Annotated in this window: 16 protein-coding genes; 2 read left to right on the top strand and 14 right to left on the bottom strand. The window is 60.5% G+C overall.

The window, feature by feature from the left end; genetic code table 11:
* Nucleotides 1–51: 51 nt before the first annotated feature.
* From TRM7615_RS12940 to phnC, 5 genes are all read right to left on the bottom strand, one after another.
* A complete protein-coding gene (locus tag TRM7615_RS12940; RefSeq protein ID WP_108788161.1) occupies nt 52–672 on the bottom strand; it encodes an LbetaH domain-containing protein in 621 nt (206 codons plus the stop codon).
* A 73-nt stretch (nt 673–745) separates the two neighbouring features.
* Nucleotides 746–2,116, bottom strand: coding sequence for a phosphonate ABC transporter, permease protein PhnE (phnE, locus tag TRM7615_RS12935; RefSeq protein WP_108788159.1), 1,371 nt, complete (start codon nt 2,114–2,116; stop codon nt 746–748).
* Nucleotides 2,113–2,982 carry a phosphonate ABC transporter, permease protein PhnE gene (phnE, locus tag TRM7615_RS12930; protein WP_108788156.1) on the bottom strand — a complete coding sequence of 290 codons (870 nt, stop codon included), beginning with the start codon at nt 2,980–2,982 and terminating at the stop codon, nt 2,113–2,115. The genes phnE (TRM7615_RS12935) and phnE (TRM7615_RS12930) overlap by 4 nt, the downstream gene beginning before the upstream one ends.
* Before the next feature lie 66 nt (nt 2,983–3,048).
* A complete protein-coding gene (gene phnD / locus TRM7615_RS12925) occupies nt 3,049–3,957 on the bottom strand; it encodes a phosphonate ABC transporter substrate-binding protein (RefSeq protein WP_108788154.1) in 909 nt (302 codons plus the stop codon).
* A gap of 69 nt (nt 3,958–4,026) precedes the next feature.
* The gene (gene phnC / locus TRM7615_RS12920) at nt 4,027–4,845 is read right to left on the bottom strand and encodes a phosphonate ABC transporter ATP-binding protein (RefSeq protein ID WP_108788152.1); all 819 of its coding nucleotides are present in this window, start codon (nt 4,843–4,845) and stop codon (nt 4,027–4,029) included.
* A gap of 228 nt (nt 4,846–5,073) precedes the next feature.
* Between phnC and rpe the strand changes: the two genes are divergently transcribed.
* A complete protein-coding gene (gene rpe, locus TRM7615_RS12915; RefSeq protein WP_108788150.1) occupies nt 5,074–5,763 on the top strand; it encodes a ribulose-phosphate 3-epimerase in 690 nt (229 codons plus the stop codon).
* A 225-nt stretch (nt 5,764–5,988) separates the two neighbouring features.
* On the opposite strand, the gene TRM7615_RS12910 is transcribed toward rpe, so the two are convergent.
* From TRM7615_RS12910 to TRM7615_RS12870, 8 genes are all read right to left on the bottom strand, one after another.
* Nucleotides 5,989–7,479, bottom strand: coding sequence for a class I adenylate-forming enzyme family protein (locus tag TRM7615_RS12910; protein WP_108788148.1), 1,491 nt, complete (start codon nt 7,477–7,479; stop codon nt 5,989–5,991).
* 30 nt (nt 7,480–7,509) lie between these two features.
* On the bottom strand, nt 7,510–8,280 hold the full coding sequence (locus TRM7615_RS12905; protein ID WP_108788146.1) for an oxepin-CoA hydrolase, alternative type: 771 nt from the start codon (nt 8,278–8,280) through the stop codon (nt 7,510–7,512).
* Nucleotides 8,277–8,648, bottom strand: a complete 372-nt coding sequence (locus tag TRM7615_RS12900; protein WP_235824089.1) for a PaaI family thioesterase — start codon at nt 8,646–8,648, stop codon at nt 8,277–8,279. Before TRM7615_RS12900 ends, TRM7615_RS12905 begins: the two co-directional genes overlap by 4 nt.
* A gap of 43 nt (nt 8,649–8,691) precedes the next feature.
* Nucleotides 8,692–9,819 (bottom strand): acyl-CoA dehydrogenase family protein, encoded by a 1,128-nt coding sequence (locus tag TRM7615_RS12895; protein WP_108788142.1) that lies wholly within the window; start codon nt 9,817–9,819, stop codon nt 8,692–8,694.
* A 5-nt stretch (nt 9,820–9,824) separates the two neighbouring features.
* Nucleotides 9,825–11,015, bottom strand: a complete 1,191-nt coding sequence (locus TRM7615_RS12890; protein WP_108788140.1) for an acyl-CoA dehydrogenase family protein — start codon at nt 11,013–11,015, stop codon at nt 9,825–9,827.
* Between the two features lie 105 nt (nt 11,016–11,120).
* Nucleotides 11,121–12,296 (bottom strand): acetyl-CoA C-acyltransferase, encoded by a 1,176-nt coding sequence (locus TRM7615_RS12885; protein WP_108788585.1) that lies wholly within the window; start codon nt 12,294–12,296, stop codon nt 11,121–11,123.
* Complete coding sequence (locus TRM7615_RS12880; RefSeq protein ID WP_108788583.1) at nt 12,296–14,389, bottom strand: 3-hydroxyacyl-CoA dehydrogenase NAD-binding domain-containing protein; 2,094 nt, start codon at nt 14,387–14,389, stop codon at nt 12,296–12,298. Before TRM7615_RS12880 ends, TRM7615_RS12885 begins: the two co-directional genes overlap by 1 nt.
* A 264-nt stretch (nt 14,390–14,653) precedes the next feature.
* Nucleotides 14,654–15,346, bottom strand: a complete 693-nt coding sequence (locus TRM7615_RS12870; protein WP_235824088.1) for an FkbM family methyltransferase — start codon at nt 15,344–15,346, stop codon at nt 14,654–14,656.
* Nucleotides 15,347–15,665: 319 nt separating this feature from the next.
* Here TRM7615_RS12870 and TRM7615_RS12865 point away from each other — a divergent pair, with 319 nt between their 5' ends.
* The gene (locus tag TRM7615_RS12865) at nt 15,666–15,884 is read left to right on the top strand and encodes a DUF1127 domain-containing protein (RefSeq protein WP_125133682.1); all 219 of its coding nucleotides are present in this window, start codon (nt 15,666–15,668) and stop codon (nt 15,882–15,884) included.
* A 33-nt stretch (nt 15,885–15,917) separates the two neighbouring features.
* Here the strand turns inward: TRM7615_RS12865 and TRM7615_RS12860 are convergent, their stop codons facing one another.
* The gene (locus TRM7615_RS12860; RefSeq protein WP_108788134.1) at nt 15,918–17,192 is read right to left on the bottom strand and encodes an aspartate aminotransferase family protein; all 1,275 of its coding nucleotides are present in this window, start codon (nt 17,190–17,192) and stop codon (nt 15,918–15,920) included.

Below are 17,192 nucleotides of genomic sequence, written 5' to 3'. Positions count from 1 at the left end.
GATTTCGGCGAAGCCGGGATCAGCGCGGGCGCGGGAGTGCCCCCGAATGGCTCAGGTGTACTTCTCCAGAAACGCCTCGGCCTTTAGGGTGCGAAAATCAGCAAGACGTTCGCACAGGACGTCATGGCCCCAATCCCACCACGCCAGTTCCATCATGCGCTCAGCGACCTGTTCAGGGAACCGACGGCGCACTTCGGTGGCCGCCACGCCCGCCACAATCGTGTAGGGGGCCACGTTTTTCGTCACCACTGCTCCGGACGCAATCACCGCGCCATGACCGATCGTGACCTCAGGCTTGATGATTGCGGCGTGGCCGATCCAGGTGTCATGGCCAACCTGCGCCATGCGGCTGGCGCGATAGGCGAACCAATCTGCATCATGCTCGGCATCCGCCCAATAATCCGCCGAGCGATAGTGGAAATGATGCAGCGAGGCCTTCTCCATCGGATGATCCGTCGCCCCGATCCGGGTGAAGCTGGCGATGTTGGAGAACTTGCCGATCTGGGCATTGGCCACATCACAGGTTCGATCGCAATAAGAATAATCTCCCCAGGTCGTGTTGTTCAATCGGGTGCCTGCGCCGATCTCGACATAGGCCCCAAACTGGCTGTCGTGGACCTGGCAATCGGGGTGGAGGAAAGGTGCGTCAGGCTTAAGCCGGGGCTCGGTCATCTTGTGGTCTTTCTCAAACAAAAAAGCGCCACTGACGGATCAGATCCATCAACGGCGCTTCGATTTCAAAGTGTCAGGGCAAGACGAAGGGCTTCGCCTTTGGATCCCCCTTGCGCTTGCGTGGTGTTTTGACATCCCCCGAAATCAGTTTGCGGCGCAGCCAACCCGAGAACCAATCCATGAACATCACCATCAGGATGATCAGCACGATGTAGTATGCAACCTCTTCCCAATCCTTCTGGGTGATGATCGCCTGCGTCAGCAGCAAACCGATGCCACCCCCGGTGATCGCGCCGATGATGGTTGCGCTGCGGGTGTTGGATTCCAGGAAATACAGCAATTGGCTGATCAGCACCGGTGTAATCTGCGGAATCACCCCGAACCGATAGCGCTGCGGTGCGTTGGCCCCTGTGGATTGCACGCCCTCGATCTGCTTTTTGTCGACGTTTTCTAACGCCTCGGAAAAGATCTTGCCGAAAGTGCCCGTGTCCGTCACCAAAATCGCCAGCGCTCCAGTTAGAGGCCCCGGCCCAAAGGCGCGGCTCAGAACCACGGTCCAGATCAGCGCATCGACGCCGCGGACAAAGTCGAACACCCGGCGCACGCCAAAGCGCAGCGGCCCCAGCGGGTTGAAGTTGCGCGCGGCCATAAAGGCGAGCGGCAATGCCACGATGCCTGCGCCAAGCGTCCCCAGGAAGGCCATCAGGATCGTCTCAAAGATCGCCCAGGCGACATCCTGATGCCGCCACATCTTGTTGGTCCAGAAATCGTTCCAGATCGCACCAGCCTCGCCCGCAAAAGCCAGACCCATCAACTCCCCCGGCCCTTTTCCGTAGTAAGGGCTGTCGAGGGTAAACCAGAAAAGTTCCCAGCCGGTGAAATACCGAAACACTTCGGCGCGGTTGCGAGTCACGGTCAGGCGACCAGCTTCGGTGGTCACGGCAAGGCGGTTCTTGGACAGGTTGATCCACTCGGGTACGTCCCCTGCGGGCAATTCAGCTTGCACACCTTTGCGCCGGTCTGGGGTTGCGCGGATCACACCGTAATTGGGAACGTCAAATTCGATCACGTCCAGACCAAAGGTGACGATGTAGCCGTCTTCCAGGTCGATAACCGTGGTCTCACCCATCTCAACCCACTCAGGCGACATACCTTCGGGGTATTCGCCCTTGCGCTCGCCTTCGATGGCGACCGAAACTTCGCCGCTGCGGTTGTCGCGCGTCACGTGGGTCTTGTAACTGTAGCTGTCCGAAACCAGCGTCTTGCCGTTCTTCCAACTGGCTTTCTCATAAAGGCTGGGCACGTCGAAGGCGAAGAACACATAGGCCAGATACAGCAGCACCAAGATCGGCAGGCCAAAGTTCACAATCCTCTTGCGGACAAAGATCTTGTCGGCCTCAGCCTTGAGCGCCTCGGTGGGCAAATTGGTAGCAAAGGTGCTCATGACGCAGCTCCGTGGGTCAGACGATTGCGCAGGACGCCAGACAACTGGTCGACCAGAACGATTGTGACAAACAGCAGGATGAAGATGGCGGCGGCCTCGTCATAGCGCCCCTGCCCCCAGGACATTGAATTGCGCAGCTCATAGCCAATACCGCCGGCTCCAACAAAGCCCAGGATGGCCGAAGCGCGGATGTTGATTTCGAACCGCAGCAGGGCATAGCTGACATAGTTCGGACCCACTTGCGGGATCACACCCAGGTACATCCGCTGCGCCCAGGATGCGCCGACCGACTGCAGCCCCTCGACAGGTTTGAGCGAGGCGTTTTCATTTACTTCCGAAAACAGCTTGCCCAACGCACCGGCCGTGTGAATCGCAATGGCGATCATCGCCGGAACCGGCCCGCCGCCCAGAACAAAGATCAGCACCAGCGCAATCACGATCTCGGGGATGGCGCGGCAGATGTCGCTGATCCGGCGAAAGACGGGAATTAACGCAGGCCAAGGCGCCATGCCGCGCGTGGCCAACAACGACAGGAAGGTGCCCAACACAGCACCGATCAGGGTTGATGCGGCAGCAATGTTCAGCGTCTCGATCAGAGCCGGCATGAAGTGCGCCAGATGGCCAGGCAGCAGTGCGACCTTTTCCCAGGCCTCGCTAAGCACCTCGGTCGGGTAATCCAGAATGCGACGCCAGCCGTCTACGAACGACCCTGCGTTGCGGGTGTCCGCCGTGCGGAACCCCGCCGCCATCAGGCTGATGAAGAGGATCAGGAGAATACCACCATAGACCCGTTTGCGCTGAACCAGCGCGGAGTAATCGTCGCGAATGTCTGCGACCGAAGGGGACCCTGCACTCAGGTCTGTCATTGGAATGCTCCCGTCAAAAACGGGGCCCGGCGTTTGGTGCCGAGCCCCGCGCGTTTGGTGCTGAAATCAGTTGGACTTCAATTTGCGCGCTTCGATGATGACCTCATAGGCGTCATGGCCAATCGGCATCACGCCTTTGGCCTCACCCGACAGAACGCCATAAGCGCAATCGGGGTCCATCGCAGGCAACGAGGCCATCAGAGCGGTGAATTTGACTTTGACGTCTTCGGGCAGAGCTTTGCGCAGAACGATCGGACCTTCGGGGATCGGCTTGGACTGCCAGATTTTGACCAGATCGTTCATGTCAACCAGACCCGCATCAACCGCACGGCGCAAAGCGCCCGAGTTGAAACCGTCTTCCCATTCACCCAGACCGTCAGCCCAGCTAACGCCCGCGTCGATGTCGCCGTTGTTTACGGCAACGATGGTCTGCTCGTGACCACCGGTGAACTTCACTTCACCAAAGTAATCGCCCGAGGTCATGGTCGCGCCGGTCACTTCGGGGATCTCGATCGAGGGGATCAGGAAACCTGAGGTCGAATTCGGGTCGCCAAAACCAAAGGTTTTGTCCTTAAGGTCTTCGATTGAGGTGATGCCGCTGTCCTTGCGGGCAAACCCAATCGAGTAGTAGCCGTAGCCGCCGTCATTGTTGACCTTGACCAGGATCGGCTCAACCGCTTCGGGGTCTGACAGATAGGTTTTGGCATAACCCGATGCACCCAGCCATGCCATGTCGATCGTGCCGCCTAGCAGGCCCTGAATCACGCCGTTATAGTCGGCGGGGGCAAACAGCTTGGTCGGAACGCCAAGCAGTTCCTCGGTCTTGGCGCGCAGGCACTCATTGTTGTTCAGACGGTCCTGAGCGTTTTCACCGCCCAGCAGGCCGATGCGGAATTCGCTGATGGATTTGTCTTCGGCCAGGGCCGGGGTGGCCAAGGCAGTGGTCGCCGCAAGGGCTGCGATCAGTTTTTTCATCTTTGGGTTCTCCGGTTAAGTTTTCCCGACCCCCCATCGGGCCCGGGTGATGAAAGGGATTGGAGCGGGTCAGACCGCTTCTTTGACGAGTTTTGCGCCGGTGCTGGCTTCCAGCGTGTCGATCTCGGTCGAGGTCGCGGCCTCGGAGAAATCTGCACCGGCGCCATAAATCTCGCGGGCAACGCCCGTGGTCAGCTGTTCGGGCAGGCCATCAAACACGATGCGCCCGTCGCGCATGCCAACCACGCGGTCACAATAGCGGCGCGCTGTATCAAGCGTGTGCAAGTTGGCAATCACGGTGCGTCCGTCTTCCTCGTGGATGCGGCGCAGGGCCTGCATCACCACTTGGGCGTTCATCGGGTCGAGCGAGGCAATGGGTTCGTCCGCCAGGATGATCTTGGGGTCCTGCATCAGGGCACGCGCAATGGCCACGCGTTGTTGCTGTCCACCCGACAAAGCTTCGGCGCGTTTGGGGGCGTGCTCGGCGATGCCCAGACGGTCCAGGATGTCGATGGCCTTGTGGATGTCCGCCATGGGAAAGAGATTGAACATGGTCGACAAGGTCGAGCGACGGTTGAGCGTGCCGTGCAGCACGTTCGAAACCACATCTAGACGTGGCACCAGATTGAACTGCTGAAAGATCATGGCGCATTCGGCCTGCCATGCACGCTTGTCCTTGCCTTTGAGGGCGGTGACGTCACGCCCTTCAAACGTAATCGTGCCCTCGGTTGTTTCTTCGAGGCGGTTCAACATGCGCAGGAGTGTCGATTTACCCGCACCAGAGCGGCCGATGATCCCGATCATGCAGGGCTTGTCCACATCCAGCGTCGCCGCATCGACAGCGGTGTTTGCGCCAAAGCGTTTGGTAAGTTTGTTGATCCGCAGCACGAGCCACCCCCAGTGATTGTTGTCGGGTGGCTAAGGGGCAAAGACAAAACGTATGTGTCGAAGCGGTGAAGGTTTTGTAACGACCGAATTGGCGGATCCGGTGGTGAAACCAGGCGATTGGAAACTTCGAGGCAGGGTCAAATCCTGCTCTTCCTCTGTTCGCGCGCAGCATTTGGGCCTATATGAGCCAGCGACTCGCTCGGTTTCACTCACATTCAGGTGCCACTCATGACCTTTGACCGTTCCATCAAGATCGCCCCGTCGATCCTCTCCGCTGATTTCGCGAACTTTGGCCAGGAAATCCAAGCCATCGAAGCGCAAGGTGCGGATTGGGTGCATGTGGATGTGATGGACGGGCATTTTGTGCCGAACCTGACCTTCGGCCCAATGGCCGTGAAAGCCTTCCGTCCGCATGTGAAAACAGTGATGGACGTACACCTGATGATCGCTCCGGTTGATCCCTACATAGACGCCTATGCGGACGCAGGCGCTGATGTATTGACCGCACATGTCGAAGCGGGGCCGCATACGCACCGCACCCTGCAGGCCATTCGCGCCGCTGGTATGAAGGCAGGTGTCGCGCTGAACCCGGGCACCCCGGCCGAAGCCGTGGAACATCTTCTGGACCTGACGGATCTGGTCTGCGTGATGACCGTAAACCCGGGCTTTGGCGGGCAGAAGTTCATCGACATGACCGGCAAGGTCCGTCGCCTGCGTGAGATGATCGGGGACCGCCCCGTTCACATCGAAATCGACGGCGGCGTTGACCCGAATACGGCTCCCCTGGTGGCCCAGGCTGGTGCCGATGTGCTGGTCGCGGGCTCAGCCGTGTTCCGCGGCGGATCGGTTTCGAACCCGGACGTTTATGGTGAGAACATCCGCGCCGTTCGCGCCGCAGCCGAAGGCGTCTACGTCTAAGGGTACCATTCAAGAGGCGAAACGCTCCCGTCCGTCGTCAATGCCCCTGGCGGGGCACTTCCTCCCGTTGGGCCGGGCCTCGCTGCGCTCGGTGGTTGGTGATTGTGGCAAACCAGTTGCCCCAATCAGAACCGCGCCGAGCCGCAGGCGAGGCGCCCGGCCCAAGGCCGTTAGCGGGGCTGACGCAGTCAGGTCTGCTCGGGCACGGGAGCTCCCCCAAGTTGCTCAACTCAAGCGGTCGGCAAAGTGATCGAGCAGCCGGTGTTTCAGGATCTTTCCGGTGGGTGCCGCAGGTAGCCCGGTTGCCACGATGATGCGAGAGGGGCGTTTGTACCCCGCCAGACGCATGGCAGCAAATTGCGCCAGATCGTCGACATCCGGCAAATCCCCCTCTGCGGCCTGCACAAAGGCATAGACGAGTTCATCCCCGTTCACCGTGCGCCCGATCACCGCCGATTGAATGACCTGTGGATGATCGTTCAGCGCCGCCTCAACCTCGGGTGGGTAGACGTTGAACCCCCCATGAATGATCAGCTCTTTCGACCGACCCGCGATATGCAATCGCCCCTGGTCGTCGAAATACCCCAGATCGCCTGTACGCAGCCAACCTTCTTGCAGCGCCTCCGCAGTGGCTTCGGGATTGCGATAGTAGCCCTTCATCACATGAGGGCCCGCTGTCAGAACTTCTCCGACACCATCTCCGCCACCTTCAACCGTTTCATCAACCTTAACCGCGACACCTGGCAAGGCCGTTCCAACAGAAATGTCTGGATCGCCCAATTCATTGCTCGACGCGCTCACCCCGGCGGTACTTTCAGTCAGGCCATAGCCATTCTGGATCGGAACGCCATAGAATGCCTCGGCCTTGCGTTTCCAAGCGGGATCGAGCGGTGCCGCGCCAGAGGATGTGTAACGCAAGGCGCAATCGTGCACTCCATCCACCTCCTGCTCCTTGGCATATTGCATCAACAACGCATGCATTTGCGGCACTGCTGAAAACAGGGTTACGCCATCTTGCAGTTGCTCGTACAGCCGCGCTGCCGAGAACCGGGCCTCAAGCCGGACCTGCGCGCCGGCACAACTCGCCGCCGTGACCACCGAACACAAGCCGAACACATGGGTAATGGGCAACACGCCATAGACCACATCATCCGGTGTCATCCCACGCAGGTTGGCCGAGGTCATGCCGCCGAACCGCACGTTGTCATGGGTCAGCATGACCCCTTTGGGCGTCCCGGTTGTTCCGGTCGTAAAAAGCATCACCGCCACGTCATCCAAATCCGCATCCGGATCGCTGGCAAAGGGCGCCGCGATGTGGAGCGCGCCGAATTTGCCGTTCAACTCCTCAGCCTCCATCGCCTCTGCATGCTTCACCGCATCCGGCGAAGCTGCTGTCGTCAACAGAACCAAAGTCGGCCGCGCATGTTCGACGATGCGCGCCAGTTCACCTCCCGTCTGGCGCGCGTTTACGGGCACGGCGCAGGCCCCGATGCGCGAGCACGCATAAAGCGCGGCAATGGCCGCACAGCAATTCTCGGACACAATCATGATCCGGTCGCAGGCCCGTGCACCCCGCCTGCGCAGCTCCTCAGCCAAAGCGTCGACGGCTTGGCCAAATTCGGCGAAACTCCATGTGGCCCCGCCGTCGTCCGTCAAAGCAAGAGCATCAGGTCGCACCTCGATCTGATCATCCAGAAAATCATGCCATTTGCTCATGCGACCCTCCCCTGTCGTCCAAGCGATGCGCTAGAACCGTGGTTTGCGCTTGTCCAGAAAGGCCGAGATCCCCTCGCCCGCCTCGTCTCCTGCCACGGCCTGTGCCATGGCGTTGCGTTCTGCATCCAGCTGTGCGGCCTCGAGTTGTTCATAGGCCTGCCCCACAAGCGCACGGATCACTCTCTGCGCCTCGCGCGGCCCTTGGGCCAATGCATCCGCCAATTCCTGCGCCGCCGCCAGGGTTTCACCCGGTTCAACGAGCTCCGCGACAACGCCAAGGGCCGCCATGCGCGCCGCCTCAACCGGTCGGGCGAGCAGGCACATCTCGGTCGCCAAAGGTCGCGGCAACATCCGCGCCAGTGCTGAGGTCAGGCCGCCATCGGGAACCAACCCGGCCTTCACATAGGCGGCGGTGAACTTGGCGCCCTCTGCTGCTACGATCAGATCGCAGGCCAAGGCCAGAGACAGACCCGCGCCTGCGGCTCCGCCTTCGACGGCCGCAATCACCGGCACCGGGCTACCGCGCACTGCGCGAATAACATCGTGGAGCAAGTCGACGCGGGCGCGCCGCTCGTCCTCGGGCAGTTTGCGTCTTTCGATCAGCACATTCAGATCGCCACCGGCGCAAAAGAACGGCCCCGCGCTGGTCAGCACAATGGCCCGAACACGCACATCCTGGGCCTGATCAACTGCTGCCCGGATGGCATCATAGAGCTCAGGTGTCAGCGCCCCGCGTTTTGCGGTGTTGCCGTTGACCACAACCAGCCGATCGCCCTGATCCTCGATCCAAGCGAGGCTCATGGATCGGCCTTTTTGTTGCTGCGTTTGAACGTACCCTGCGCCATGGCCAGCAACTCCCCGTCCTCATTGCGAAGCTCTCCGGACACGTAAGCCATCGACCGCCCGTTGCCAGCGGGCTGTCCCACGGCTGTCACGCGGCCACTGCGACCTGCAGAAACAAACTGCACATTCAGCGCAACCGTCACGACGGGAGCAGGGTCTTCGCGGCAGAACATGGCTGAAGCTGTTTGGCCGCATGCAACGTCCAGCAGCATCGACACCAACCCGCCATGCAGGATGCCGTGATAGTTCAGATGCTCGGGCCCGATATCCAGATAACAGGCCCGGCTTATGCCCGTGCGGCTGTGGTCGATCTCGTATCCGGTCATCGTCTGACAACCGGATTTCTGACGTGTCCACGAAGCAGGAGGGCTAGGCTGCGCTGAGTCCAATAAATCGCTCCAGATGATAGTCTGCATCGCCGAATCGATGGTCGGTCATGACGATCCGCTTGGCAATATGGGCAAGCTCGTATTCTTGCGTCATGGCAATACCGCCGTGCATCTGGATCGCCTCTTCGGCCACCAGGCGGCCAGTACGCGCGATCAGGTTGCGCGCTGCGGCGATCTGACGATCGCGATCATCACTGTCCAGATGGCCAGCGGCATTGGTTACAGCAGACCGGGCCTGCTCCAACTCGATCAGCAGATCCGAGAAGCGATGCGCCAGCGCCTGGAACGTTCCGATGGGGCGCCCGAACTGCTTGCGGGTCATCAGGTATTCGCGGGTGAGTTCCGTGGCGCTTTCCATCGCCCCCATGGCCTCGGCCGCAAGCGCGACATTTGCCCGCGCAACAACATCCGTGAGCGCCTGGAAACCGGCCCCCTCGGCGCCAAGCCGGGCCGAAGCTGATACGCGTACATTGTCCAGTGTCACCTCGGCCGCCCGGCCACCGCTCATCATCGGGTAGCCCTGCATGGTCAGGCCAGAGGCCTCCGCAGGCACAAGGAACAGGGAAATCCCATCCAGGCTGAACGGCCCTCCACCTTCGCGTGCCGAAACGATCAAATACCCGGCAGCCTCAGCATTGATCACAACCGCCTTGCGGCCTTCGATCACGATATCATCGCCATCGGCCTTGGCCGTGGTTTCCACCCGGCTCAGATCATAGCGGCTGGCAGGTTCGCCATGCGCCAAGGCCAAATGCAAACTACCGCCGATCACGTCTTCGACAAAGCCCTGCTGCGCATCATTGCCAAGCGCAGCAATCAGGCCGCCGCCCAAAATGGCAGTATCCAAAAACGGCTCGACCACACCAGCGCGCCCCAGCTCCTCGAACACGGTCGAAATGTCAAATCCCGCGCCGCCAAAGCCGCCCTGATCTTCGGTAAACAAGGCACCAATCACACCCAGCTCGGCCAACTCGCCCCAGATCTCGGTGCTCAGCCCCGTGTCGCTGTCGATGATCGCGTTGCGCTCGGTTGTAGTATAGCGTTCGGACAGAAAGCGCCGCAGCGTGTCCTGCAGCATTTGCCGCTCTTCGGTCAGATTGAAATCCATGTTCCTCAGCCCCCCATCTTGACCTTGGCGATGATCCCGCGCTGGATCTCGTTCGATCCGCCAAAGATCGACAGTTTGCGGTTGTTGAAATACTGCGCTGCAACAGGCCCGGCATAATCCGGCCCGATGGGGTCGTTGTCCCCTTCGACCGCCTCCGAGGCAAATGGCATCGCATAAGGCCCAACCGCGCGGCGGGCCAGATCGTTGATCTCTTGCCGGATGATCGTGCCTTTGACCTTGAGCATCGAGCTTTCGACCCCCGGTGCCTGTCCGGCTGTGGCTTGGCTGATGATGCGCAGGTTGGTGGTGGACATGGCCATCAGGTCAATCTCGACCTGCGCCAATCGGGCGGCAAAGTGCGGGTTCTCGATCAGCGGACGGCCGTTGGCGCTCTCTTGGCGCGCCACTCGCTTGACCGCATCCAGGCCCGCGCGGCTGAACCCAACGCCCGCAATACCGGTGCGTTCGTGGGTCAGCAGATACTTGGCATAGGTCCAGCCCTTGTTTTCTTCGCCAACCAGGTTTTCCACCGGCACGCGAACGTTGTCGAAAAACACCTCGTTCACTTCGGGCGTGCCATCGAGCAATATGATGGGCCGCACGTCGATCCCGGGTGTGTTCATGTCAATGAGCAGGAACGAGATGCCCTCCTGCTGTTTGGCATCCGGATCGGTGCGCACCAGGCAGAAAATCCAATCCGCGTATTGGCCCAAGGTGGTCCAGGTCTTTTGCCCGTTGACCACATAGTGGTCACCATCGCGCACAGCGCGGGTCTTGAGCGAGGCCAAATCCGATCCGGCACCGGGCTCGGAATAACCCTGACACCACCAATTGGTACCATCCAGGATGCGGGGCAGGTAGTGATCCTGCTGTGCCTTGGATCCGAACTTTTGCAGCACCGGCGCCAACATCGACAGACCAAACGGCACAATGCGGGGCGCATAAGCAGCCGCGCATTCATCCTCAAAGATATGGCGTTGAACAGCATTCCACTCAGCACCACCAAACTCTTTGGGCCAGCCATAAGACAACCAGCCCTTTTCGTTCAGGATGGAATGCCACAGTTCGTGGCCTTCCTTGCCGATATGTTCCCCGCGCCGGATCTTGTCCGACATGTCCTTGGGCAGCTTTTCCTCCAGAAACGTCCGCACTTCGTCGCGAAACGCCAGCTCCTCTTGCGTGTAACTCAGATCCATACCTGATCCTTCTCCCTCAACACCTGCGGCGAAGCGCACCGCCCGGCACCCCGTGCCGGGCCGCCTTTGTCCGGGCCTCGATGGCCCGGACAAAGGCCCCACCGATCAGTAAATTTCGAACAGGCCAGCTGCGCCCATGCCGCCGCCGATGCACATGGTCACTACGCCCAGCTTCGCGCCGCGACGCTTGCCTTCCAGCATCAGGTGGCCCGTCATCCGCGCACCGGTCATGCCAAAGGGATGACCGATTGCGATCGAGCCGCCGTTGACGTTGTATTTCTCCGGGTCGATCCCTAAGCGGTCACGGGAATAGAGGCACTGACTCGCAAAGGCCTCGTTCAGCTCCCACAGGTCGATGTCATCGACCTTCAGCCCATGACGTTCCAGCAGACGCGGCACGGCAAAGACGGGGCCGATGCCCATTTCGTCCGGCTCACAGCCAGCGACAGCAAAGCCCTTGAACGCGCCCAGGGGTTCAAGCCCACGCTTTTCGGCCTCTGCCGCCTCCATCAGCACAACCGCGGCCGCACCATCGCTCAGCTGCGAGGCATTGCCTGCCGTGATCGCATTGCCGGGGCCACGCACAGGATCAAGACCTGCCAACCCTTCCATCGTTGTGCCTGGACGATTGCATTCGTCGCGGTCCACAACGACTTCTTTCTGCGAGATCTCACCGGTTTCCCTGTCTTTGACCGCCATCGTCGTGGTCATCGGCACGATCTCGTCGGCAAACTTACCTGCCTCCTGTGCCGCTGCAATCCGCTGCTGGCTGCGCAGCGAGTATTCGTCCTGATACTCGCGGCTCAGACCATACCGTTCGGCCACGATGTCTGCCGTCTCGATCATGGTCATATAGATGGCGGGCTTGTGTTCCAGGATCCACGGATCGGGTGCGGGGCGCATTTTCGACTGCACCAGCGAGATGCTTTCAACACCACCTGCAACCATCGGGCCCGCGCCCTCTTGCGTGATCGCGTTGGCGGCCTGCGCAATGGCCTGCAAGCCCGACGAGCAAAAGCGGTTCACGGTCATGCCCGATGCGGTCACCGGCAAGCCAGCACGGATCGCGATCTGGCGGCCGATGTTACCGCCGGTTTCCCCCTCGGGCAGGCCACAGCCAATCACGCAATCCTCGATGTCCGAGCCCTGAAGGCCCGCACGCTCGACGGCGGCCTGAACCGCGTGCCCCCCCATGCTTGCGCCATGGGTCATGTTGAACGACCCGCGGAATGATTTTGCCAACCCGGTGCGGGCTGTCGATACGATTACGGCCTGTTTCATCATGCAGATTCCTTGTTCAAATCATCAAAGGTGCGGCCCTCAGCCACGAGTTGTTCCAGAAGGGGAGCAGGCTGCCAGAAATAGTCGTCTTCCTCAGCCCATTTCTTGATGTCGGCCAGCAGCTCGGGCAGCCCGACCATATCAGCCCATTTCAGCGGCCCGCCGCGATAGCGCGGGAAACCGTAGCCATAGAGTAGTGTCACATCCACATCGAGCGGACGACGGGCGATGCCTTCGCCCACCACTTTGGCCGCCTCGTTGACCATGGCCGCCATGTAGCGGCGCACGATTTCGTCGTCGGCGAACTCACGTGATGTGAGGCCCTGCTCGGCGCGTTCAGCCTCGATCAGGGGCATGACATCGGGGTTGGGAACACCAGCGCGCTTGCCTGCTTCGTAGACGTAGTAGCCTTTGCCGGTCTTCTGTCCAAAGTTCCCGTCTTCGCACAGCTTGTCCGCATAAGAGCTGTCGCGTGCACGCGGGTCGAGCCCCTCGGCCCGCTTGCGCTTGCGCACGGCCCAACCGATGTCGAGCCCCGCCAAATCGGCGACGGCAAAGGGACCCATGGCAAAGCCGAAATCCGTCAGCGCCTTGTCGATCTGATAAGGCGACGCGCCGTCCAGGATCATATGATCGGCACAGGTGCGATAGGTCGACAGGATGCGGTTGCCGATGAAGCCATCACAAACCCCGGCACGCACCGACGTTTTCTTCATCCGGTTGCCAAGCGCAAAGCCGGTCGCAACAACGTCCGGCGCCGTTTTGTCGGCCACGACGATTTCCAGCAGTTTCATCACATGCGCAGGTGAGAAGAAATGCAGCCCAATCACATCGCTCGGACGGTTGGTACTGGCCGCGATTTCATTGATGTCGAGATAAGATGTATTCGACGCCAGCACCGCGCCCGGCTTGCACACCGCATCTAGCTGCGTGAAAACCGTTTTCTTGACTTCCATGTCTTCGAAAACAGCCTCGATCACCAGGTCCACATCGCCGAGGGCAGCATAGTCCGTCGACAGCGTCAGCGCTTTGGTGGTGAGGTCTTCGAACTGGGCCTGGCTCAACTTGCCGCGCTTCAGCGCGCCACCAAGGTTGCCTTCGATCCGGCCTTTTGCCGCCTCTGCCGCCTCGGGCGACATTTCCAGCATGACGACAGACAGCCCCGACAATAGCGCCGACGTAGCGATGCCTGCCCCCATGGTGCCGCCCCCGATCACGCCGATGGCGTTCAGATCGCGCGGCTCGACGCCCTTTAGCTCGGGCAGTTTTCCGACCGCGCGCTCGGAGAAGAAGGCGTGAATCATGCCTTGGCGCTGGTCCGATGCCATGAGTTCCATGAACAATTCGCGTTCGCGGATCATCCCTTGGTCAAACGGCAGCTCGCAACAGGCCTGAACTCCGCGCACAGCCTTTGCAGGCGCAATCATGCCCCGGCTCTTTTTCAGCACCACATCATAGAGTGCGTCGAAATCCACGGCCTGGGGCGCTGCCATTTCGCTGATGGCGCGACGAGGTGCACCACTGTCGATCAGCTCGCGCGCATAGGCCAGACCGATGTCGCGGGGCGCGCCGTCTTCGACACGGTCAAGAATGCCAAGCTCCAAGGCCTCTTTGGCTCCGACCTGACGGCCCGAGGTGATGATGTCCACCGAGGCGTCGACACCGATCAGACGCGGCAGACGCTGTGTGCCACCCGCCCCCGGCATGACGCCGATCAGAACTTCGGGCAGGCCCACACGTGCCGAGGGCACCGCGACGCGATAGTGCGAACCCAATGCAATTTCGAGCCCGCCCCCCAGGGCCGTGCCATGCAACGCAGACACTACAATCAGCGGCGACGCTTCGATGCGCGTGCAAACGTCGGGCAGAAACGGCCCGGTCGGCGGCTTGCCAAACTCACGAATGTCGGCACCTGCAAAATAAGTGCGCCCTTCGCCATAGATCAGCACCGCCTTGGCGCCATCATTCTCGGCCCGGGCCATGCCATCGACCAGTCCCTGACGCACGTCCAAACCCAAAGCATTCACCGGCGGATTCTGCGCGGACAGCACCGCGATATCCCCGATCAGCTCATACCCAATTGCCTCTGACATCGGCATCCACTCCCCTTTGACAGATTGCGCGCCGGACAGATGCGGCGCGCCAATACCCTGGGCCGAACATGTCACCGCTTGTGGCAGGTCTTGCCGCTGGCGGGTTCTCTCCCAATGACAGATTCGGCAGTCATTTCACGTTGCGAAACGTTGTTCCGCAAGCAGAGGGTGGTCCGCCCTGATCCCAAGATCAAGGAGAATTCGACGAAGCGACGTAAGGTTGAATTTGGGTTCGGCGATCAGCCTGCGCCGGTCGACTAGGCGTCAGCTTGCGGGTCGCACACAAGTCCAGACCGTGCGTGTGGACTTGTCGCTGACACGCTCGAATCCGGCATCGGTCAGAATGGATTTACACTCGCGCATACCTTCGACGTCGTAAGCCTCGGGGTGAAATTCCAGCACGATGGCCCGAAAGCAAGACAGGTCTGCGTGGCGCAACAGGTCCAGCTCGCCCCCTTCGATATCCATGACCAGTACGGTCGGCTGAATCTGATCGCAAACCGCCGAAAAAGAGGCCGTAGGCACATCCACCACATTGGATGGGCGGTTGCCGGGATTCAGCAGCGAAGACCCGAGATAGCTTGTTCGGATGTGAAACTGCAACGTTTCCGGACGTTCCTGGGCGCTGATGAGCACCTGGTTGGTGACCGAGATGCGATCTTGCAGGTCATTGAGCGCATAAAGCTCGTTGATGGCGTCGATGAGCTCTGGATTTGCCTCGAATGAATGGATGGCCTTGGGCTTGGCGTTGTGGGCGATGACAGCCCCCACCAGGCCAATGCCCGCGCCGATCTCAAGGACCGTGTCGTCGGGTGTCACGACGTGAAGCGAGCCTTCGATTTCTTGCCCTTCATAACGGGCGGCCTTGATCCGCTCGATGCGTTTCTCGTGCAGAAACCGTGTCATGGGCACTTTGACGCCCAGGCATTCTGCGGCAACGGTTTGGGTATCGGTCACTGCTCAGATCCTTGTGCCCCATTTCTTTGGGTGCATCCTGCGAAGATGAGCGCCAAAACGCAAGACCCGTTGGTGGGGCGTCATGGGGCAAGGCACCGGGTCGGGCATCGCGGATCAGGCGATGAAGCGCCCCCGGTGCCAGGCCACTCCACCGCATGTGGCCCCCCGGTCCTTGGCCGCCTGCATCGCAAAAAACATGCGCCAGAAATGCACCCTTGCATAGCATGCACATCGGCTATTCCCATCCCACCTCTACTCAATGCTGCAACTGCAGCATATTTCACGTTCGACCAAAACCGATATTGAGAGATTTGAGACAATGGCTGCTACTGTTGCACGCTCGCACACCGTTTCTTCGATCCTTGGTGCCATGGCCGACATCTTTGTGGGCATCGCCAAGTCCCTGACACAGATCGGCGAAGCCAACGCAAAAGTGCGTCGCATCCAGGATCTGTCCTGCCTGAGTGACGCCGAACTAGAGGCTCGTGGCGTCAAGCGCGAGAACATCATCCGCCACGTGATGGCTGACGTTCTGTAATTGATCGGGGCCCTTGCGGGCCCCGAACCAGCATCAGGCCAACGCCGCCGCTGCGACTTTGTAAGCTTGTCCTGTCAGTTCAAAATCTGCTTCGGTCAGGGCCAGAGACGGGTAGGTCTTGCCCGGCGCCTTGAAGATACCTTCGTGCATCAGGACCGCGTTGAACTTGGCCCCTTTGGCCGTGTCCGCGTTGAACACATCGCGATAGTCACGCGGCTGGGTGTCGGTGAAGACAATCTCGAACAGGGTTGGATCGCCCACAATCTGGTGCGCGATGCCCTGCTCTGATAGCGCGGCACCGGCCATGTCCATCAACCGCTGACCATTTGCCCGCAGTTGATCATACGCGCCTTCGCGGCGCAGCACCTCCATCGTTTTGAGACCCGCAACCGCCGCCACAGGGTTGCCCGAGAGCGTGCCCAATTGCATCAGCCATTTGTCCGCCCCGACAGTTGCCTTGTCGAAATGCGCCATGATGTCGGCGCGACCTGCGATTGCGGCCAGAGGGAAGCCACCGCCGATAACCTTACCCAGGGTCGCCACATCTGGTGTTACGCCATAGAGCTCCTGCGCTCCGCCGTACGAAAAGCGGAACCCCGTCACCACTTCGTCAAAGATCAGGACAATGCCGTATTTATCGGCCTCATCACGCAGCAACTGCAGAAAGCCGGGTGCGGGTGGAATAATCCGTTGCAGGGGCTCGACGATGATGGCCGCGACCTCATCCCCGTGCTCGGCCAGAAGCGAGCGAATGTAATCGGGATCGTTGAACGGAGCGATCAACATCTCGGCGCGTACGCTTTCAGGGATGCCTGCGCTGTCCGGGACCGCCTGCGGAAAATTCACCATGCGCGACGGTGCCAGCGACATCTGCGCCTCGGCGCTCATCCCGTGATAGCCGCCTTCGAACTTCACCACCTTGTCGCGACCCGTGAAAGCGCGCGCGAGCCGGATGGAGTACATATCGGCCTCGCCCCCGGACGAGACATATCGGATCTGATCAGCGCACGGCACGGCGCGGCAGATCTCCTCGGCCAGTTCGACCCCTGCCGCGTTGTTGGCAAAGAACGTCATGCCATTGGGCAGCTGTTCGGCCACTGCTTCGAGCACTTCGGGGTGGCCGTGGCCCAACAGCATCGGGCCGGACCCGATCAGGAAGTCGACATATTCCTTGCCGTTCTCGTCCCAGACGCGGCTGCCCTTGCCGTCGCGAATGAACATGGTCGGATCGAAATTGCCGAACCCGCCGCCGGGCAGGACGGCCTTGGCGCGTTCGAACCAATCGGCTTGTGAGAGGATTTTGTCCAT

Source organism: Falsiruegeria mediterranea M17, from assembly GCF_900302455.1.
In the GTDB taxonomy this organism is placed as follows: domain Bacteria; phylum Pseudomonadota; class Alphaproteobacteria; order Rhodobacterales; family Rhodobacteraceae; genus Falsiruegeria; species Falsiruegeria mediterranea.
The sequence above is the reverse complement of the archived record's forward strand: the minus strand, read 5'-3'. Positions and strand labels throughout refer to the sequence as shown.